Source organism: Bradyrhizobium sp. AZCC 1693 (assembly GCF_036924745.1).
Classification (GTDB): domain Bacteria; phylum Pseudomonadota; class Alphaproteobacteria; order Rhizobiales; family Xanthobacteraceae; genus Bradyrhizobium.
In genome coordinates this window covers 6,282,505-6,302,440 of record NZ_JAZHSD010000001.1, presented here as the reverse complement: position 1 = coordinate 6,302,440, position 19,936 = coordinate 6,282,505, and the positions used below count along the sequence as shown (strand labels likewise).

Sequence of the window (19,936 nt, the reverse complement as noted above, 5' to 3'; positions counted from 1 at the left end):
ATGAGTCTTGAGTCCGTCCGCGCCTTCTTCGCAGAAAAGGCGCCCGATATCTCCGTGATCGAATCCCAGATGAGTTCCGCCACCGTCGCGCTCGCCGCTGAAGCTTACGGCGTCGAGCCAGCGCGGATCGCAAAAACACTGAGCTTGCGGATCGGCGAGCGCGTGGTGCTGATCGTGGCCGCCGGCACCTCGCGGATGGACAACAGGAAGGTTAAGGCGCTGTTCGGGGGAAAGCCGAAAATGCTCGGCCTCGAAGAGGTCGCCGAGATCACCGGCCATGAAGTCGGCGGCGTCTGCCCGTTCGGATTGAAGACGCCGCTGCCGGTCTATTGCGACGTGTCGCTGAAGGCGTTCGATGTCGTGGTGCCGGCCGCGGGATCAACGCATAGCGCGGTGAAGATTACGCCTGCGCGCATGGCGGAACTGACGGCGGCCGAATGGGTCGACGTCTGCGAGATCAGGGCCGAGCGCGAAGCTGTGGCCTAATCGTTTTCCTCATAATAGGGCGGAGGCTGCATCGGCCGCGGCCGTACCGCCTGCGGCTGCCCCGGCTGCGGGGCGCGGGCACGTGGTGCGTTTTGCTGCAGTCCTCGTGGCGCCGGCGGCTGCTGCGCGTCGGCCTGCGATTCGAATACCGCGCGGCAATTACTGGAGAGCTGCGGCGTGTTCTGCCGCAAGCAGGCCACGATCCGGCTGACATCGGGGATCTGGTCGCCGCAAAGACGCCAGACGTCGGGCGTGCAGGCCATCTGCTGTTCCCAGGTTCCGCGATATTCCTGCGACGATGCGGGAGCGATCGCGCCTGTTCCGCCGATCGCGATGGCAAGACCGAGGACAATCCGCTGCGTTCGCATGTCCGGGTCCTTTCGTTCGATTTGAAGATAGACGCGAAAAACTCCGCGCGGCGATATACGCAAGCCTGTCAAAGGAATGCGGCCACGCGACGTTAGTGCGAACAAAAAAATGTGAAGTAGGTTCCCTATTCCACCTTGCCGATCTTCTTCACTGCGGCAACGAGCCGCGCGCTGTCTTCCGCGACGAATTTTGAAAATTCCGGCGCATCCAGGTAGGCGACCGGGCTGCCGGCGGTTTCAAAAGTCCTGACCACCTCGGGGGCTTTTACGGCTTGCGCCATCGCTTCGCGCAGCCGCGTCTTGATCGGCGCCGGCAACGCGCTCGGCGCGAACAGTCCGGCCCAGATGTAGAACTCGACATCCTTGTAGCCGAGTTCCCTAAAGGTCGGCAGGTCGGGGAAACTCTTGACGCGCTCGGCGCCCCAGTTGGCGAGCACGCGCATCTTGCCGTCATCGACCTGCTGCTTCAGCGTACCCGGCGCTGACGCCATCGCCTGCACGGTGCCGCCCAGCAGCGCAGCCAGCGCGGGGCCTGCGCCGCGGAACGGCACGTGCAGCAATTTGATACCGGCGCTCGCCGCGAACATTTCCATCGCCACATGCAGCGTGCCGTAGGGACCCGAGGAGCCGTACGGAATTTGCCCGGGACGCTTCTTCGCATCGTCGACGAACTCCTGCAGCGTCTTCCAGGGCGCCGACGCCGGCACGGCGAGCAGCGTCGGATCGGCGAGCACGCGCGCAACGGCTGCGAACTGCGAGACCTCATACGCCACCGGGCGATCGAACAGCCGGTCGGCTTCGGGCAGCACCGCAAGCGAGGACAGCGTCATCAACAGCGTATGGCCGTCGGGCTCGGCGCGCGCCGCCGCGGCATTGCCGACCGATCCACCGCCACCGCCGGCGCGGTTGTCGACGATCACAGGCTTGCCGAGGATCCGCTCCAGCGCCTGCGCCACGGGGCGCGCCGCGAGATCGGCCTGGCCGCCGGGCGGGAACGGCACGATCATGGTGACGTTGCGCGAGGGGTATGGGCTTTGCGCGAAGGCGGCGTTGGAGAGCGCGGTGGATGCGAGCGGCAGCGCGGCAGCGGCCTTCAGGAGTTCACGGCGGTTCATGGGTAGTTTCTCCCCGAGCGGTTTGTTTTGGTTATCCGGCGAGCCTAGCCGATACGGGGCATACGGCGATAGCGCACGTCGTCTCACCCTCCGCTGGAGGGCCCTCCAGCGGAGGGTAAAGAGAAGCCTCGCCTAGCCAGCCTTCCGCTTTTTCGCTTTCGCAAAATGCTTTGCCAGAAACTCCGCCAGCACTTCGACGCGCGCGGGCCGCGGGCCGCCGGGCGGGGTGACCAGATGCACCGCGCCTTCGGGCTGGTGCCAGCCTTTCAGGATCACCTCGACCTCGCCCGACGCAATCGCGTCGCCGACGATGAAGTCCGGCAGATCGGCGATGCCGAGGCCGGCGATGACGCTCGGCAACACGGCTTCGCCATTGTTGACGCGGAGCTGGCCTGCAGGCCGAACGCTGGCCTGCTCGCCGGCCGCGTTGGTGTAGTGCCAGACACCGGGCGTCGAGAGGTAGGCGTAGCCGAAGCATTTATGCTCCGCGAGATGCATCGGATGCGTCGGCCTGCCGTGTCGCTTCAGATATGACGGCGCCGCCACCGTGTAGCGCGGCATCGCGCAGAGCCGGCGCGCGATCAGCGACGAGTCCGGCAGCCGCGCGATGCGCAGGCCGGCATCGAAACCTTCGCCGATCAGGTCCACCGTTGCGTCGCTCAAGTGAAGATCGATCGAGACTTCCGGGTAAGCCGCAAGGAACTCGGGCAGTATCGGCGCCACGGCCTTCACCCCGAACGTCATCGGCACCGCCAGCCGCACCAGCCCGCGCGGCGCCATCGATTGCGACAGCGCCTCGTTCTCGGCGTCCTCGCCATCGGCGAGCAGGCGCGCGGCGCGCTCGGCCAGCTTTTGCCCGGCATCGGTCAGCGCCAGCCGCCGCGAGGTGCGGTTGAACAGCCGCGCGCCGAGCCGCTGCTCGAGCCGGCTGACCGCCTTGGACACCGTGGCCTTGGACAGCGCCAGCTCGGTGGCGGCCGCCGCAAACGACCGCAATTCCACGACTTTTGCGAAAATCGCGAGTGCCTCGAAATCCGGGAGCTTTGACATTCGGATCGCCTCCAAGGCTAAATTTTGGAAACAATGAGTTTCAATAGTTTCTATTTCTATACCACGCCGGGCGGCATATCCAATGGCCATCGGAATTCAAGCAACGGAGAAATCCCATGACCAAGAAGCTCTCAGGCAAGGTAGCCCTCGTCACCGGCGGTTCGCGCGGCATCGGCGCGGCTTCTGCCCGCGCCCTCGCCGCAGAAGGCGCCAGCGTTGCGATCAGCTACGTGGCATCCTCCGACAAGGCGGAAGCCGTCGTCGCCGAACTAAAGGCCAAGGGCGTCAACGCCCGCGCCTACAAGGCCGACCAGGCCTCCTCCGTCGAGGTCGACCAACTGGTCAAGAACGTCGCCAAGGATTTCGGCCGGCTCGACATCCTCGTCAACAATGCCGGCGTTGCCGTCGGCGGCGCGGTCGACGATCCCAACGCCGACGCCGCGGCATTGGCCCGGCAGAGCGCCGTGAATGTCGATGGCGTCATCACCGCGATCCGTGCGGCGGCGAAGCTGATGGACGAAGGCGGCCGCATCGTCACGATCGGCTCCGATATCGCGACCCGTGCCTCGTTCCCCGGCCTTGCCGACTACGCCGCCACCAAGGCCGCCGTCGTCGGCTACTCCAAGGGCGCAGCGCGCGATCTCGGCCCCCGCGGCATCACCGTCAACGTGCTGCAGCCGGGCTCGATCGATACCGACATGAACCCGGACGACGACCGCGATTTTGCTGACCTCCAGCGCAAGCAGCATGCGCTGCAACGCTTCGGCAAGCCGGAAGAGATCGCCGCCGGCGTGCTGTTCCTCGCGAGCCCTGAAGCGTCGTTCGTGACCGGCACGGTGCTCAACGTCGATGGCGGCTTCGGCGCGTAACTCAAATCCAGCGGGGCCGGGCGGATGCCGCCCGGCCGCCCAATGCAAAAAACTTTCAACGAAGGAATATCCCATGATCGAACTCAGACCATTTGCAAAACTCGGCAGCGCCGATCACGGCTGGCTGAAGGCCAAGCACCACTTCTCGTTCGGCAGCCACTACGATCCCGATAATATGGGCCACGGCGCCTTGCGGGTATGGAACGACGACGAGATCGCGCCGAACACCGGCTTTCCCGCCCATCCGCACGCCAACATGGAAATCATCACCTATGTCCGCGAAGGCGCGATCACGCATCAGGATTCGCTCGGCAACAAGGGCCGGACCGAGGCCGGCGACGTGCAGGTGATGAGCGCTGGAAGCGGCATTCGTCACTCCGAGTACAATCTGGAAAACGCCAAGACGAAGATCTTCCAGATCTGGATCGAGCCGACGACGAAGGGCGGTCAGCCGACCTGGGGCGCGAAACCGTTCCCGAAGTCGGATCGCTCCGGCAAGCTCGTCACCATCGCCAGCGGCATCGCCGGCGACCAGGACGCGCTGCCGATCCGCGCCGATGCGCGCGTGCTCGCCACAACGCTGAAGGCCGGCGAGAGCGCGGAATACGAACCGCACGAGGCGCGCCACCTCTATCTGGTGCCGGCGGCCGGCAGCATCGAAGTCAACGGCGTGCGCGTCAACGCCCGCGATGGTGCTGCGATCCGCAACGAGGCGAAGCTGACGATTACCGCGCTGGAAGATTCCGAACTGGTGCTGGTCGACGCGGCATAGCGCAACGCCGACGCACCCTCGCCGTCATGGCCGGGCGTCGTCCCGGCCATCCACGCCTTGGCCGCAAAGCAAGACGTGGATGCCCGGGACAAGCCCGGGCATGACGACTGTTTTTGCCTCGAACACCTCAACCCAATCAAAGGAAAGCCGTCATGGCCAAAGTACTCGTGCTCTATTATTCCGCCTACGGTCACATCGAGGCGATGGCGAATGCCGTCGCAGAAGGCGCACGCAAAGCCGGCGCGACCGTCGACATCAAGCGCGTGCCGGAGCTGGTGCCCGAAGCGGTCGCCAAGGCTTCCTATTACAAGCTCGATCAGGCCGCCCCGATCGCCAGGATTGAGGACCTCACCAATTACGACGCCATCGTTATCGGCACCGGCACCCGCTTTGGCCGGATGGCGTCGCAGATGGCCAACTTCCTCGATCAGGCCGGCGGCCTCTGGGCCAAGGGCGCGCTGCACGGCAAGCTCGGCGGCGCGTTCACTTCGACCGCGACCCAGCATGGCGGGCAGGAAACCACGCTGTTCTCGATCATCACCAACCTGCTGCATTTCGGCATGACCATCGTCGGCCTGAACTACGGCTTTGCCGGCCAGATGAAGCTCGACGAAGTCACCGGCGGCGCCCCCTACGGCGCGACCACGATCACCGGCGGTGACGGCAGCCGCCAGCCGAGCGAAAACGAGCTCGCCGGCGCGCGCTATCAGGGACGCGTGATCGCGGAGACCGCGAACAAACTGCATGGCTGATGCGATATGGGCGGCATTCTCTTTGGAGAGTGCCGCCATATCAGTCGCCCGAGGGACGATGGATTCAGTGATGGTCGAAATTCTCTTTATCGCTCAATTGGCGCAGCGCCCGCTGCAGGCGATGGCGCGGCGCTGGTGGTGCAGGAGCCTCTTCCGCGCCTCGCGCGGACAGCGGCGCTGCCGGGAATGCACGAAATCGTGAGGCGGCTGTCCGACTCGATTTTCGTAGGGTAGGCAAAGCGAAGCGCGCCCACCATCAAGCGTACGGATCGGGAATGGTGGGCATGCCTGCGGCTTTGCCCACCTTACGAAGTCACGGCCTAATGCCGCAATTCCTGCTTCGCGATGGTCTGGCGAACTTCCATGCCGCAGTCGGCGCATTCATAGGTGAAGTCGATCTTCGCCATGCTCCAATGCGGCTCGATATCGCGCACATACATCGGGAGTCCGACGCAGCTCGGACAGATGACGAAGGCCGGTTCGATATTGTGCTGATGGATATAGGCTGGCATGTCGGCTCTCCCCACGAAAGCTTTCAAGAAAGCATTCACCGGCGGTCCCTGACCCAACCCAGAGCATACGCCGCTGCCGCAAAGGCGATCATCAACTCTCGTGAACACAGGAAGAACATCCGCAAAATCCTGGCATGTGTTGCAAATTTGCACGATCGTTCCCGTGCGGCAACAATGTGTCAATCCTCTTCGCGTGACAGCGGCTTACCGAGTGCGCGTTTCAGCCAGGCATCGAGCCGCGGGTGGGTTCGGAGCGCGCGCACCGCGTGATCACGCAGCGCGTAGGGCCACCCGCGCCAGCTCAAGGCGGCGCTGATGTCGATCAGCGGCAGGCGCGTGACGCCGAAGCGGCGCTTGTAGGCGTAGTTGCCGACAGAGAAATCGAACTCGCACACGCCATCCCTGTGCAGGGCGGCCATGGTGCGCTCGATGATCAGCCGGCCCGGCGAACAGTTCGACCATTTGTCGCCGGCATTGCTGATGCGGACCATCACGTAGCGTGCGCAGGTCCTGATGCCGAGCAGTGTTGCCACGATCTCATCGCCGACCGCGAGCACTGTGACCAGTGCATAGCCGTTGCCGACGCCATCGCGCACCAGGTTGCGGTAGAACGTTGCGCAGGTCTCGTCGTTGAGGACGTAGTTGCGCCCGAGGCTCTGCATCCGCGCGCCCTGCTGAACCTCGGTGGTCGAGAGAACCCGCAACGCTTCATTGGTATCGGTGATGATCGCAAAGGACGCGGCCGCATCGCGCGTGAAGACGCGCCAGCTCCGCTCCAGCTCCTTGCGCACGGTCTTTTCCAGCGTGTAGCGCCAGGCGTCGTAATCCTCGCCCGTGGTGACGAGATTGCCGTTGAGCAAGCATGGACCGGCGGCGTTTAGCAGAGCCAATGGATTGGGCTTGCCATCGAGATCGGCAGGCACTTTGCGCAGACGAATGAGATCGGCCCGATCCGGCATCCGGCGCAATGCCGACAGCAGGCTGCGCCACAGCGCGCGCGCAGCCCTGGCATCGCGCGGCGCCGCACTCCCGAGGATCGGTGCGTTGTAGTCGGTCAGATTGAGATCGGCGAATTCGACGATGGCGACATTGTCTTGCTTGCGGCGGATCAGCGGTAGCAGCGCCGCCTGCTCGCCGCTCGACGCATCGGTGATGACAGCGATTAGCGGCTCAACACCTTCGGCATCGGCGAAGGCGGCGTACCAGGCGTCATACCATTGCGGATGCTGGAACGGCGTCGACGGGCTGATGTCGTGCCAGCGCGCGACGGCCTGCTTCCAATCGCGCAGCAGTTCGACGCGGAATCCGGCCGCACGGCGCGTTGATCGCGCCGCCAATTGCCCCGCACTGGTCGTCAGCACCGTCATCGGCGTTGCGATTTACGCCGCCTTCGGCAGGTCGATGATCTTGCCGGGCTCAGTGGCGTCGAGACGGAAATCAATCGCGCGGCGGACGCTGCGCTCGCGCTTGACCCACTTGCTGTCGCGCACGAGCTTCTGCAGCACCTTCTTGGCGAAGAACGACGGCCCCCGCAGATTGCTGGTCTTCGGCGTATAGCCGAAGCGATGGCGCAGCAGGCCGTTGGCGAGGTGGACGATCTGGGCGCGGCGGATCTCGTCGTTGCCGTAGGATACCGTCATCGAGATGTTGACGGTGCCGAGATTCTCGACGCGGTGCGGCGCGTTCAGCGGCCAGTTCAGCATCTGGCCGGGTTCGAGGTCGAACACCTGCGCATGCCCGTCGTACCAGGGCGCGTAAGGCAGATCGACCTCGACGTCGAACAGCGCGATATCCTCGAGGTGTTGCGGTTTGATGAACGGCGCGGTGTTTGGATAGACATAGACCCGCTTGCGGCCGGCGATCTGGATCAGGCCCTGCCCCGGCAGATCGGCATGATAATAGACTTGCGCATCCGGCGAGGAGATCAGAATGCCGGCCTGTTGGTTCGGCACCACGAACCCCGGAACCTTGGTCGCGATCTCCTCGAACATCCGGTCGATCAGCTTGCGGTAGCGGCTGTCGACCGAGCCGACATCGCGCATGTTGAGCCAGAGGCCACCCCGGGAAATCGCCTCGATGACCTGCCGGCCGGAGAGGTTGCCGATATCGCCCTCGCGCCACACCCGGCTGGAGCCCTTGGCACCCGTCTTCACCAGGCTGTAGTATTCGCGCGGATAGTTTTCGATCAGTTGCGCGAGCTCGTCCATCGAGAACGCCGGCGATTTGTGCATCTGGTGTTCGAGCCGGATCGGCTGATGGCTCCAAAGCTCGGAATGCGTCTCATCCCATGTGCTGAAGATCTTGCCCGTCATCGCCGCGCTCCTGCTCACTTGCCATTGGGTGGGCGCCGCCCATTCCGGGTGTCCCGAAATCGCGGCCTGCCGGCCATTGCCGTGACCGCCCGATGTCCCGTTATGAGACGGCCGGACGCTCCTCACGGTCGAATTGGCAAGAACGGTGCCGGGCGGACGCGGCCGCTTACCGGAAGCTAATGTCTGGGATGTATGGCTAACGCCGACAGTTTCTGGAAACCCCGCCGCACGATGAATGGAGAAAGCCGATATCGGGCGCTGTTTCTCGGCGCGGGACCGCTGATGCATTGCGGCGTCGGCCAGTTCACCCGGCTGTTGCAGGAGACGATCGAAAAGCTCGAGCCTGGCACCAGCGCGATGTTAACGCTAACGCGCAGTGAAGGCTCGCTTGCCGAGATCTGGCGCGCGGTCGGCGCGGCGCAAAGCGTGGTCTGCAACTTCCCGATCGTGGCCTGGAAGCGCGTGATGTTCGCGCCGCTCGCGGCGATGGCGATCGCCAAACTGCGCCGGCGCAAGGTCGTCCTGATTCAACACGAATGGAGCGGGCTGCATTGGCTGCGCCGCATCACCTACATACCGGCGCTGCTGCTGGCCGACACCATCGTCATGTTCTCGCCGCTGGTACAGCGCGAACTGGCCAGTGATCTCCTGCTCGGCTGGACCGCCAGAAAGAGCGTGCTGGCGCCGCTGCCGCCGAACATCGAAGCTCCGGTAGGAATTCAGGATTCGAAACTGCGGCATCGGCTCGTCGCCGCGAAGGGCGACGGGCGACTCTTGATCGGCCATTTCGGATCGATCTACCCGGGCAAGCAGCCCAATGCACTGCTCGAGATCGGCGCGATACTGAAGCAACGCGGGCTCAAGCCGCTGCTCGTCTACATCGGCTCCTTCATTCGCGGCGTCGACAAGGTCGAGCAGGCGTTTCATGCCCGCGCCAGAGAACTTGGCATCGCCGACGATGTGATCATCTCCGGGTTCATCGCCTCCGATCACGAAGTGTTCGGGCTGTTCAGCGAGATCGACGCATTCTGCTATCCGCTCGATGAGGGGATCACCGCGCGGCGCTCCAGCATTCTCAGCTGCGTGCAATCCGGTCGTCCGCTGATCGTCGCCGGTCCCGTGCTGCCGGAAGAATTCGACCACCATCCGCGCTTCAAGGAATTGATCGCGCGTGGCGCCGTCGTGCTGGTCGCGCGCGGCGCTGATAACGAGGCCTATGCCGACCGGATCGCCTCGGTGGTCAAACGGCCGCCGGTACACCTGCCGTTCGATTTCGACGGCTGGTGGAAAGACGTCGCCGAAGCGGTGCGCGCGCAGCTTTGAGCCTCAGGCTTTCGCCCGGAACCGCGCGAGATAGTGCAGGCCGAATACCGCCAGCAGGAACGTGAACCACAGGGGATCGGAGCGGTCGAGGAAGAAGCTTTCCATCGCCGACAGATAGAGCCCGAACAGCCAGATCCGCAGCAGCATCATGGCCAGCGGGCCGTTGTTGCCGCCCTCGTCGGCGCGCTGGAAATTCTTCAAGGGCAGGATCACCAGCACCATGATGAGCAAGAGAAGCCCGGGAACGCCCATGCCAAGTGCGGTGTCGAGATAGCCATTGTGGCTGTGCGCGGCGAAGCCGGCCCACTCCTTGCCTTCCGGCAGATTTTGTATCGCGCTGCTGCCCCAGAAGGACGCGAAGCCGTAGCCGGTGAGCAATCGCGCATGGAGCGACTGCAGCGCAAACGCCCAGATGTCGGTGCGGCCGGTGAATGTCGAATCGAACGGCAGCAGCTTGGAAATGCCGGCGAGGCCTTCAAACATCACGGTGCCGACGCTCAGCAGGTTCAGCAACAGCAGCGGCGTCAGCAATATGATCGCGCGGAGCCAGAACGAGCGGATGACTGAGGTTACCGACGTCAGCAGCAGCACCGCAAAGCACAGGGTCAGGGAGCTCTTTCCGGCCGAATACAACAGGAACAGCGAGGCCAGCGCGATGATCGCGGCACCGCATATCCATAGGCCGGAGCGGATGATGTAGACGCCGAGAAACAGCACCATCACCATGATGGCCGCGGCCTGGTTCTTGTGGCCGAACGCGCCGCGCCAGTTGCCGGCGAGGCCGGGCTCCTGCGGATCGCTCGCCAGGTGAACCGAAAGATCGGGGGCCAGCAATATTCCGAGATAGCAGATCGCCAGCAATGCGAGCGCTGAGATCGTGAACCAGTGCATCAACTCCTGCTGCGATTTCGGCAGCAGCATCAGGGCGGCGGCCACCGCGACGACGCAGATCGTCAGCGAAAGACGCTTGATCGATGTTCCCGGGTCGAATGACAACACGACGGTCGCCAGCAGCCAGGCGGTGAACAGCACAAATGCCGGCGACAACAACGTCGCCAGTCCCCGCGCGTCATTTCGCATCGCCAATGCAACCGTCAGCAGGCTGAGTGCCCCGAACACCGCATAGGTCGCCAGCTCGTTGCCGGTACCGGCCTCGCCGATCTGCATATCGCCGAGGCTTTCAAACGGATGCAGCGATATCCAGCCGAGCAGTAGCGTGCCAACGAAAGTTGCGCCGCGGACGATATCCATGACCTGCTGGCGCTCGATCACGGCGGCCAGCTCACGGATTTCGGATGCGTCGAGGAGCTGGCTCATGAGACGATCTTCGACGCCTTGTAGGGCTGCGGTTCGAGGCCGAACGCCGCCAGCGCGCTGCCGATCGCCACAGTTATGGGATGCATGGCAATGGTCCCCTTACGCTCGCTCAGGAGCGCGCACACGGCATAGACAAAAGACAGCGGCAGGGCCGCCAGCAATTTGGCGGTCAACTTCGCCCGCAACCAAGCCGTCGGCGTCGCCTTGCGCTGGACATGATAGTTGATCGCGCCGATCCGCAGGCCGCGCGTCACCAGCCATTTCAGGCTGGTGCGGTTTTGCGGCACGGTCTCGCTGATCGTGGCTTCGTTCACCCAGTGGAACCGCATGCCGAGCCTTCGGCATCGACAAAAGAAATCGGTATCGCCGCCGCCGAGATAATTGAAACGGAGGTCGAATGCCGGCATGCCCAACCGGGCAAACACCGAGCGGCGGATCAGGCAATTGCCGCAGCCATAGATCACCGGCACCGGGCCTGAGGCGTCGTAGGCCGGCGCGAACGCCGGATGGCGCCGTAATCCGCGCTTCCGTTCGTCGTCGAATTCGGGGAATACCGGGCCGCCGACGATGTCGGCGCCGGTCGCTGCGGCCGTCCTTACCATCTGCTCCAGCCAGTCCGGCGACGCGATTTCATCATCGTCGATCATCAGGAAGCTGGTTGCCGCGGGGAACATCTGCAGCGCCGTCTCGAAGGCGGCGTTGATCGCATGGCAATTGCCCTGCCGCGGCTCGATCACGCACAGCCCTGGGAATTTCCCCGACGCGAGGTACTCGGCGGCAACCGGAACGCTCTCGCTCTTCGACGCATCGTTCTCCACCATGACGACGGCGAAGCGGCGGTGGGTGCGCTGGGCGGCCAGCGACTCCAGCGTCCGGCGCAGGTACTGAGGACGGCGAAAACAGGGGATGCAAACCACAATTTCGATCGTGCGATCGAGCGCGGGCGAAGCCGCCACCAGCGCGCGCAGAGCCCGGACCGACGGATCAGGCCCGTCCATCCGGAGATCGCTGGTCGAAATCTCTGCCATGACGCTCAGGTCGTTCACGAATACGTCTCATCGTCCCGAAACGGGATAGCCCGCGTAATCGCGGGACACTTCCGTCTCGATAAGGTCGTTCGTTCCGGGGTTGGTCCGGCCGTTGCGAACGTAACGCGCGCAGCAGTGCAATATCCGGTCCGGCGGCGGGACGTGAAGCGCGGAACTCCGGCGACGGTTAATGGACGGGGTTAATCCGCCGACCGCTGACCGCAAATCAGCGGCTGAACAGCTTGCGGAACAGACGCTGCGAGTTCGGAAACCGACCGTTATCGATCTGGGTCGGCCACGCCCCGTCGACGTCGAAATAGGCGGCGTAGGCAATGCTGCCTTCGTTCTTCATGAACCAGTCGTGCATCTGTTGAATGAAGAACGGGTTGTCGCCGAAATTGCCGACACCCCATTCGGGGTAGCTCATCCGCTTGCCGTGCAGACGCGCAAACTCGCGGTGCCATTCCAGGCCGAATGGCGCCTTGACGTAGAAGGTGTTCCAGCGCTCTTCGACCGAGCCTTCATGCTTGAAGTCGTAGACGTCGAGACCGATGTAGTCGACGACGTCGTCGCCGGGATAGCTCGCGTCCGCCGCCATCTCCTGCGGGCCCCATCCCGGACACCAGTCGAACTTGAAGGCTAGAGAGTGACGCCTGAATATTTCAACGACGCGCCGGAACGCCTTGATGTAATCGGCCTCATGCCCTTTGGCGAACCACGCCATTTCAGACAGGTTCATCTCCCAGCCGGGCCGAATGATCGCCTGCGGATGCGCTTCCGAGATCGCCCGGGCGGCGGCTTCGAATTCGGCATCGTGGAGCCCATCGGCAACGTCGGCGAGCGGCGTTCCTTTCATGGTCAGCGGGATCGACCAGACCACATTGCGTGCAGGATTGAGCTTCTTCCAGACGCCAGGAACCCAGCTCAGTTTGGAGAAATCCTCCCAGGTCGATTGGCCATAGAAGTCGACGCCCAATACCGAGGACGGCTTCTGCTTCAGCCATTTTTCCCACGCCTGCAGCGTATGCTCGCGCCCTATCGGGCCCCAATTGACGAAGGCGCCCGCGAATTTCGACGGGGTGGAAATGGCGCGCGAGGCGGCATTGCTGTCGACATGCGCCAGCAGCAGCACGGTCAGCACGAAGGCCGCCAGAAACAGCACCAGCGGCTTCAGCCCGCGCTTCTTGCGCCGCCTCGGATCAGTACGAAACATCGCTTGCCCTCGCATGCTTCCTGGCAAAGGCGGCCGAGAGCCTTCGTCCCACTTCGATCGCGCCGTCGGCCGTGAGATGACCCGCATCGAACTGCATGGGGATATTGCCCTGCACGAGTTCGTCGCAGCGATCGTCGCGGCATATGGCATCGTAGACGGAGAGATAGGTGGCGCCGGTATCCGTCACCATCCGCTTCATGGCCAGATCCCGCTCGCGAATTCCGGGCGTCCGCTTCGCGCTCGCCATCGACGGCGTATCGTGCAGGATACCATCCACGAGAAGGCGCGGCAGGGCCGCATCATATTCGACGATCGGACCAAGCACCGTGGCGTCGATGCCTCTCGATTTCAGCGATTGCAGCGTGGCCGACAGAACCGGCAGGTCCTCATCCTTCCACGACGCGGCGAGGAGCACGCCATCGACCCTGTTGTGGACGAGAAAATCGCTGAACACGAATTCCATCAGGGTGCGGCATACCGGCGTGTCATATCGCGATCCCGCCATGATCGCCGGACGGCAAAGACTGGCGGTCGCTTGCATAAGGTTGACTTCCGGCATCGCCAGCGAAAGCCCGGACCAGAGATGGGCGGCGTGGCTGTCACCGACGAGGAGGTAATTCGGCCGCGCCGGATCAGGCTTCAGGCAGGTCTCGATATCGAGTTGCTGGCGGCTGGTCGACAGAAAGCAGCGCCCGGTGCGAAACGCGACAGATGAATCGTAGGCCAGAAACGAACCGATCTCGACAATGCGCTTGGGAAAACGGAACGGGGCTCCGCTCAGCAGGATCACCATCCCGCACAGCCCGACCGTCGAGGCCATCGTGGCCGAGGTCGCGCCGAAAATGGCGGCCTTCGATGTTCCCTTCGCCAGGTTGCGGAACGGCGTCTCGACCAGTTTCCACGACAGATAGGCGATGCCGACGGAGAGCGCGATCAAGATCAGCCTGGCCGAGACCGATGATTCCGTGAAGAAGATGGCGTCGGTTCGCTGAAACACTATCAGCGGCCAGTGCCACAGATAGAGCGAATAGGAAATCAGCCCGACGAACACGAACGGCCGCAGCGACAGCAATCGTCCCGCTACCGAGATGGCGCGCTCACTGGACGCAATCACCAGCATGGTGCCGACGGCGGCGAGACCTGTCATCGCCAGCAGCGGCACCGCTGATGATCCGAACCCGATGACGCCAAGCAACAGCAGCAGTCCCGACACGCCACTGGCATTTCGCCAGAAGACAGTTTCCGGAACCGGAAGGAATTCGACCGAGAGCAATGCGCCCATCGCCAGCTCCCACGCCCGGAACGGGGTGAGATAAAACGCAAAGGTGGGATTTCGCGTGCTCATCGCCAGTGCGCCGGCAAAGGAAACCGCGGCGATGATGGCGAACAGAAGTCCGATGCGCTTCGGCAAGAAGCGTTGCACGAGCAGCATCAACAGGGGAGCTGCGAAATAGAACTGCTCTTCGACGCCGAGCGACCAGGTGTGCAGCAGCGGCTTGGTTTCAGCGGGAGCGTCGAAATAGCCGGCGGTCTGCGCAAAATAGACATTCGAGATCGACGCAACGGCGCTGGCAAGGCTCCTGGCGTAATCCACGAGTTCAACCGGCAGGCAATACAAAGCGGCAAGAACGCTGGTGACCAGGAACACTGCGAATAGCGCCGGCAGGATGCGCAGGATGCGGCGCTTGTAGAAATTGGCGAGCGAGAACGATCCGTTGCGGATATCCGCATCGATCATGCCGCAGATCAAATACCCGGAAATGACGAAGAAGATATCGACGCCGACAAAGCCGCCGGAAAAGCCGGGGATGCCGACGTGATAGAGCAGCACAGGAATGACGGCGATCGCCCGCAGGCCGTCGATGTCGGCGCGGTACCCGGTCACCTCGATTCTACCTGCCGCGCAAGGACGCGTCGGCCGGCAAAGCCTGATGCCACGGCGTTAATGTGCCGCAGGAAGCCGTTGCAATGATGGGCGCTCGCGGTCGCAAAAGGATACAGGCCGGACAGATTGGCTGTATCAAAAAGAACAGGAAGCTCGCAGCCCCGCTTCTCGCGAAAAGGGTTTTCGTTGAAAACTGATCATCTGAAATCCAATCGTCGAAGACTTCGACGATGCCAGCGACCGGCTTTGCAATATCCGGTCCACAATGGACGCACGCGCGAAACGGTGCTTCCGCCATGGTTACCGCGGAGCTGAGCGGCACCAGTGTGTCGCAAATGCGGACACCGTGGACCGAGCGGATGTACCGAAAATGACCGGCCTCGTGGGGCCGCGGCGCTCCAGCCGCGAGAGACTTAGGGAAAAAGCGGCAAGTTAACTATGCCGACGCGCCGCAAGACGCAACTCGCCGGTGCGGCACCGATCTTGCTCCATGGGCATTGCGGGAGTTCTGCGCCGGTTAACGGCCGGCCTCCCGCAGATTGTCGAGATGAATTGTCGTTAACCCTGAACCCATTGCCGAAGCGGAACTCCGCGCTTCTGAGACCGAAAGTTTAATGCTCCGCCAAACGTTCCATTATTCGGTTGCGAGCGTCGTATCGGCCGCGATCGGCTTGCTGAGCGCGGTCGTGTTCACGCGGCTGCTCTCGCCGGAAGAGTATGGCGTGTACGTCGTCGGCCTAAGCACCGCGGGCATCGTCTCGGCATTGCTGTTCACCTGGGTTCGCGTCTCAGCCCTGCGTTTCCAGTCGGAAGGCGGCGCAGTCGACGTCAGGAAAACCATTTTCGTCGCGTACCTCATCTCCGCCCTCGCCGCGCCGATCGCACTCCTTGTTGCCACACTGACGACCTCGGTATCGCTGGAGCGAAATCTCGCGGCGATCTTTTTCGCGCTCGGGCTCGGCCTCTTTGAACTCGGACAAGAGCTGCTCAAGGCGCGGCTGCAATCGCTCGCGTTCATGTCGGCGTCGATCATTCGCGCCTGCCTGGCGTTCACGCTGTGCCTGGCCGCGGCGCTATTCGGCGGCGGCGGACTGTGCCAGCTCGCGATGGTGACCGTCACCTATTTCGTCACGACCATGCTCTTTGCGGGCACGATCCTGCGATCGCCTGTCGCCGGACCGACGATTTCCGATTTGCGGACGTTTGCCGGCTTCGGCATTCCGATCACGCTGTCGGGCATCGTCTTTGCGCTTCACGCCGCGCTCGACCGGATGCTGGTGTTTCATTTCATGGGCGACCATGCGGTCGGCCAGTACGGCGCATCCGCCGATCTCGTCCGGCAGATCATCCTGATCCCCGCGGTAAGCATCGCATCCGCAACGATTCCGCTGGCGGTGCGTGCCTATGCCGCCGGCGGCGCCTCCGAGGCGCGGCCGCACCTGGAATTCAGCCTCGAAATTCTGCTGGCCGCCGTCCTGCCGGCCGTCGCCGGCGTGGCGCTGACGAGCAGCTATATTGCCGGCGTGATCCTTGGCAGCGAGTTCAGGGAGACCGCGGCGCAGATCATGCCGATCCTGGCGTTCGCCTGGCTGTTTCAGTCGATTTCCCAATCCTACATCCACGCGAGCTTTCATCTGGCCAAGACGCCGTTCATGATGACGACGCAGAGCATCGCGATGCTGATTGCGAACCTGCTGGTCATGCCGGTCCTGCTTGCCCGATTTGGCCTGGTCGGCGCGGCGTCGAGCCTCGTCATCGTAGAAGCCTTCGGCGCCGCCTTCGGCTGGTATCTCACGCGCAAGGCCTTTCCGCTTCCCTTCAACGCGTTCCAGGTCATGCGCATCGTTGCGGCGACGGCGATCATGGCGCTGGTGCTGACATTCGCAAAACCGCTGCTTCCAATCGGCGTCCTCTCCTTTGGCGTGCTGGTCGCAACCGGCTGCGCTGTCTATGTTGCCGCCGCCTTCGCCTTCGACATCGCCGGCTTGCGCAAGGCCGTGATCGCCTTTGCCGCGCGGCGCAATCTCCCGGCCCCGTCCATCACCGCCCCGTCCACGGGACTACCCAGCATGTCGGCAAGAGAACCATGATGCGGCTAGCGAGCAAAAATACGGTCGTTGCAGCCGACAATCGACATGTCATTTGTCGAACCAATTCAGTTTCGCTGTCGGACTTCACCGACAAGCGGCGCGAGGCGACGCGCCCGCCCGCGTTTCGGGGCGAGAATTTCGAGCGCGACTTCGACAGCAATACGCTGTTCTACGACGCGGTGCAGGTGAGCCAATCGAAGGTCGCCCTGCTTGCGCCGCCATTCTTCAACCTCGCGCGCGACGTCGCGACGACGAACTTCATCAGCGGCGCCGGGACCTGCAAGGCGCGGACGAGGCACCTCGATCGCCACGCGCAGTTGTGGCTGGACATCCCCGAGCATGCCGGCCCGATCCAGGCACTGGGCGAACTGGGGAGTTTTGCGTTCTCGGTGTCACCGAACGAGTCGGAAATGTTCCGGGATCGCCGCGTCATCTTCACGATGTCGAAGGACAATCCGATCGAATGGATTCTTGATTGGGTGAGGTTCAACCGGGACATTCACGGCGCGGATGCCGTTCTCATCTATGACAACGGCTCCAGCGCCTATGACAGCGCCACCCTGAGCGCGGCGCTGCGGTCGGTCCCGGGCATCCGATGCTCGGTCGTGTTGGAGTGGCCTTTCAAATACGGTCCGCAAGGAGCGAACAGCTGGGATCACTGGGATTCCGATTTTTGCCAGTTGGGTGCCTGGGAGCACGCCAGATGGCGCTTCCTGCAGAATGCCCGAAGCGCCATGAACTCCGACATCGACGAGCTGGTGCTGTCGAAGTCGGGACAATCCGTATTTGAGGCCGCCGAACAATCATGGACCGGGCTCGTCCGATATCGCGGGCGATGGATCATCGGCATCGATGACGGCATCCGCGACAACATGCACAAGGCGCCGCATCGGCACGCCGACTTCTCGATTCTCATGCCGCCGAAATACGAGTTCTCAAGGCTCGTGATGCGGCGCGATGCGAACGAGTGCCTGCCGAAATGGACGGTGGTTCCCGGCCGGTGTCCCACGCATGCGCAATGGCACGTCCATTCGATCTTCTCCTGGTGGGCGTCTTATTTCTGCACCAAGGACTTTTCGTTCCGGCACTTCCGCGAGATCGGCAGCAACTGGAAGTACCAGCGCACCAACCGCGTGCCGTTCGATCCGTCGGTTCACAAGGCGGACCACGCATTGATAGAAGCTTTTCAGCGCGTCGATTGGGACAACTAGAATGAACAAGACAAGCCCCACGTCAGAATGGATGAGGCCGATGAACAAGGCAGTCACGATCGACCCCACGCAGGCAGCAGCCGACGCCGTGCAGCATCCGCAGGCGCTGCTCGAGCTGGCGCATGGCGAGGCGCGGCAGAGCCTCTTGACCGTTCACGGCATTCTCGAAGCCAGACTGCCCGAGGGCGAACTCTCGATCTACGAAGCCGGCGGCGGCTCGACCAGCTTCCTGCCGCTCAAGGTGCTGCGCCGCGCCCACGTCACCGTGGTCGACATCGACGAGGACCAGATCCGCAACAATGACTATGCGCAGGAGGCGATCCTCGGCGACATCCAGACCCACCGCTTCAAGCCCAACAGCTTCGATCTCGTGATCTGCTACAACGTGATCGAGCACGTGCCCGATGTCGAAGCAGCCCTGCTGCACTTCTGCGAGGCGCTGAAGCCGAACGGCATGGTCCTGATTGGCGCGCCCAATCCGCGATCGCTGTCCGGCGTCGTCACCAAATACTCGCCGCACTGGTTCCATGTCTGGTTCTACCGCCACGTCCGCGGCGACAAGAAAGCTGGCCTGCCCGGCCACGCGCCGTTCCCGACGCTGTTCCATCCGCTGGTCACGCTTACGAACCTTGAAGCGTTCGCCGAGCAGCATGGCCTGCAGATGATCTATCGCAAACAATATGAGAGCCCGCGCTATCCCGAGATGCGGCTGCGCATGCCCGCGTTCGCGGTGCTCGTCGATGCCGCCGCGCGCGTGATGAACTTATTCCTGTCCGCCCGCACCGACGTGCGGCACGGCGACTACCACGTGATCCTGCGAAAGCGTTGAGACCATGAACGCAATGTTGTCAGAGGCAAGGGCAAAGGTCGGCCACCGGCTGGCGATGCACCTGCGCGTCGATCTGTTCCGGCTGCGCAACCGCAGGCCGATGGTCAGCTTCACCTTCGACGACCTGCCGAAGAGCGCGGTAACGACCGGTGCGCAGATGCTCGAAGCCCATGGCGCGCGCGGGACATTCTACGTCTCGGGTAGCCTGGTCGGGGCCGACGCGCCGGACTGGGTGGCGGGTGACGCCGATGATGTGGTCGCGCTTCACCGCAGAGGTCACGAGATCGGCTGCCACACGTTCTCGCATCAGCGCGCCTGCGATCTCGGCGAAGCGGCGATGATGCAGGAGATCATGCGCAACCGAGCTTATCTTCGCGCGCTCGATCCTTCGATACGGGTCGACAGCTTTGCCTATCCGTTCGGGTACGGCTCATACGCCCGCAAGTATCAGCTCAGGAAGGAGTTCCAGACCTGCCGCAGCATCGTGCAGGGCGTCAACGCCGGCAGCGTCGACTTGCAGTTCCTGCGTGCCATCCCGCTGATCGATCGCGAGATGGATCGTGACGGAATCGACCGTGCGTTCGACGAGGCGCAAACCAATAACGGATGGTTAATTTTCTACGGCCACGACGTCACCGACCGGCCGAGCCCCTATGGCTGTTCTCCCGCTTTGCTCGCCCATGCGCTCCGCGCGGCAGCGAAGCGGAAGATTCCAGCCCTGACCATGGCGGAGGCGATGCGATGCGCCCGCGCTTAAACGCTTTGTTTGCCAATTCGGGGAATAGTCCCTTGGCGAGTATGGTT

Annotated in this window: 19 protein-coding genes; 9 read left to right on the top strand and 10 right to left on the bottom strand. The window is 63.2% G+C overall.

The annotated features are described in order from the left end of the window. Complete coding sequence (locus V1293_RS29875) at positions 1 to 486, top strand: YbaK/EbsC family protein (protein WP_334514566.1); 486 nt, start codon at positions 1 to 3, stop codon at positions 484 to 486. Here the strand turns inward: V1293_RS29875 and V1293_RS29870 are convergent. The 3 genes from V1293_RS29870 to V1293_RS29860 all read right to left on the bottom strand — a co-directional run bounded on the left by V1293_RS29870 (position 483) and on the right by V1293_RS29860 (position 3,019). Continuing rightward, positions 483 to 854: a hypothetical protein gene (locus V1293_RS29870; protein ID WP_334514564.1), complete on the bottom strand. Its 372-nt coding sequence runs from the start codon at positions 852 to 854 to the stop codon at positions 483 to 485. The genes V1293_RS29875 and V1293_RS29870 overlap by 4 nt on opposite strands. A gap of 125 nt (positions 855 to 979) precedes the next feature. After that, positions 980 to 1,969 (bottom strand): tripartite tricarboxylate transporter substrate binding protein, encoded by a 990-nt coding sequence (locus V1293_RS29865; protein ID WP_334514563.1) that lies wholly within the window; start codon positions 1,967 to 1,969, stop codon positions 980 to 982. Between the two features lie 132 nt (positions 1,970 to 2,101). Continuing rightward, on the bottom strand, positions 2,102 to 3,019 hold the full coding sequence (locus V1293_RS29860; RefSeq protein ID WP_334514562.1) for a LysR family transcriptional regulator: 918 nt from the start codon (positions 3,017 to 3,019) through the stop codon (positions 2,102 to 2,104). A gap of 116 nt (positions 3,020 to 3,135) precedes the next feature. Between V1293_RS29860 and V1293_RS29855 the strand changes: the two genes are divergently transcribed. The 3 genes from V1293_RS29855 (at position 3,136) to wrbA (ending at position 5,412) form a co-directional block, all read left to right on the top strand. Then, complete coding sequence (locus tag V1293_RS29855; RefSeq protein WP_334514560.1) at positions 3,136 to 3,888, top strand: SDR family NAD(P)-dependent oxidoreductase; 753 nt, start codon at positions 3,136 to 3,138, stop codon at positions 3,886 to 3,888. Positions 3,889 to 3,961: 73 nt separating this feature from the next. Further along, positions 3,962 to 4,660, top strand: coding sequence for a pirin family protein (locus tag V1293_RS29850; protein ID WP_334514558.1), 699 nt, complete (start codon positions 3,962 to 3,964; stop codon positions 4,658 to 4,660). A 152-nt stretch (positions 4,661 to 4,812) separates the two neighbouring features. Beyond that, complete coding sequence (gene wrbA, locus V1293_RS29845; protein WP_334514556.1) at positions 4,813 to 5,412, top strand: NAD(P)H:quinone oxidoreductase; 600 nt, start codon at positions 4,813 to 4,815, stop codon at positions 5,410 to 5,412. A 320-nt stretch (positions 5,413 to 5,732) separates the two neighbouring features. Here wrbA and V1293_RS29840 read toward each other — a convergent pair whose 3' ends face one another. From V1293_RS29840 to V1293_RS29830, 3 genes are all read right to left on the bottom strand, one after another. Further along, positions 5,733 to 5,924 carry a hypothetical protein gene (locus V1293_RS29840; protein ID WP_334514554.1) on the bottom strand — a complete coding sequence of 64 codons (192 nt, stop codon included), beginning with the start codon at positions 5,922 to 5,924 and terminating at the stop codon, positions 5,733 to 5,735. A gap of 179 nt (positions 5,925 to 6,103) precedes the next feature. Continuing rightward, positions 6,104 to 7,291 carry a GNAT family N-acetyltransferase gene (locus tag V1293_RS29835; RefSeq protein WP_334514552.1) on the bottom strand — a complete coding sequence of 396 codons (1,188 nt, stop codon included), beginning with the start codon at positions 7,289 to 7,291 and terminating at the stop codon, positions 6,104 to 6,106. Between the two features lie 12 nt (positions 7,292 to 7,303). Next, positions 7,304 to 8,236: a cupin-like domain-containing protein gene (locus V1293_RS29830; protein ID WP_334514551.1), complete on the bottom strand. Its 933-nt coding sequence runs from the start codon at positions 8,234 to 8,236 to the stop codon at positions 7,304 to 7,306. Between the two features lie 231 nt (positions 8,237 to 8,467). On the opposite strand from V1293_RS29830, the gene V1293_RS29825 reads away from it, so the two are divergent. Continuing rightward, positions 8,468 to 9,559 carry a hypothetical protein gene (locus V1293_RS29825; protein ID WP_334514549.1) on the top strand — a complete coding sequence of 364 codons (1,092 nt, stop codon included), beginning with the start codon at positions 8,468 to 8,470 and terminating at the stop codon, positions 9,557 to 9,559. Positions 9,560 to 9,562: 3 nt separating this feature from the next. Here the strand turns inward: V1293_RS29825 and V1293_RS29820 are convergent, their stop codons facing one another. From V1293_RS29820 to V1293_RS29805, 4 genes are all read right to left on the bottom strand, one after another. After that, positions 9,563 to 10,876 carry an O-antigen ligase family protein gene (locus tag V1293_RS29820; protein WP_334514547.1) on the bottom strand — a complete coding sequence of 438 codons (1,314 nt, stop codon included), beginning with the start codon at positions 10,874 to 10,876 and terminating at the stop codon, positions 9,563 to 9,565. Then, positions 10,873 to 11,874: a glycosyltransferase family 2 protein gene (locus V1293_RS29815; RefSeq protein WP_334516973.1), complete on the bottom strand. Its 1,002-nt coding sequence runs from the start codon at positions 11,872 to 11,874 to the stop codon at positions 10,873 to 10,875. The genes V1293_RS29820 and V1293_RS29815 overlap by 4 nt, the downstream gene beginning before the upstream one ends. Positions 11,875 to 12,130: 256 nt before the next feature. Then, the gene (locus tag V1293_RS29810; RefSeq protein WP_334514546.1) at positions 12,131 to 13,117 is read right to left on the bottom strand and encodes a glycoside hydrolase family 26 protein; all 987 of its coding nucleotides are present in this window, start codon (positions 13,115 to 13,117) and stop codon (positions 12,131 to 12,133) included. Continuing rightward, entirely contained in the window at positions 13,104 to 15,002 is a 1,899-nt protein-coding gene (locus tag V1293_RS29805) for an acyltransferase family protein (RefSeq protein ID WP_334514544.1), read from the bottom strand. Before V1293_RS29805 ends, V1293_RS29810 begins: the two co-directional genes overlap by 14 nt. Positions 15,003 to 15,616: 614 nt before the next feature. Between V1293_RS29805 and V1293_RS29800 the strand changes: the two genes are divergently transcribed. The 4 genes from V1293_RS29800 to V1293_RS29785 are packed head-to-tail and all read left to right on the top strand — an operon-like array spanning position 15,617 to position 19,889. Continuing rightward, the gene (locus tag V1293_RS29800) at positions 15,617 to 17,092 is read left to right on the top strand and encodes an oligosaccharide flippase family protein (protein WP_334514542.1); all 1,476 of its coding nucleotides are present in this window, start codon (positions 15,617 to 15,619) and stop codon (positions 17,090 to 17,092) included. Next, complete coding sequence (locus V1293_RS29795) at positions 17,092 to 18,303, top strand: hypothetical protein (RefSeq protein ID WP_334514540.1); 1,212 nt, start codon at positions 17,092 to 17,094, stop codon at positions 18,301 to 18,303. The genes V1293_RS29800 and V1293_RS29795 overlap by 1 nt, the downstream gene beginning before the upstream one ends. Before the next feature lie 40 nt (positions 18,304 to 18,343). Then, the gene (locus V1293_RS29790) at positions 18,344 to 19,132 is read left to right on the top strand and encodes a class I SAM-dependent methyltransferase (protein ID WP_334514538.1); all 789 of its coding nucleotides are present in this window, start codon (positions 18,344 to 18,346) and stop codon (positions 19,130 to 19,132) included. A gap of 4 nt (positions 19,133 to 19,136) precedes the next feature. Next, positions 19,137 to 19,889 carry a polysaccharide deacetylase family protein gene (locus tag V1293_RS29785; protein ID WP_334514536.1) on the top strand — a complete coding sequence of 251 codons (753 nt, stop codon included), beginning with the start codon at positions 19,137 to 19,139 and terminating at the stop codon, positions 19,887 to 19,889. The last annotated feature ends 47 nt before the right edge of the window (positions 19,890 to 19,936 follow it).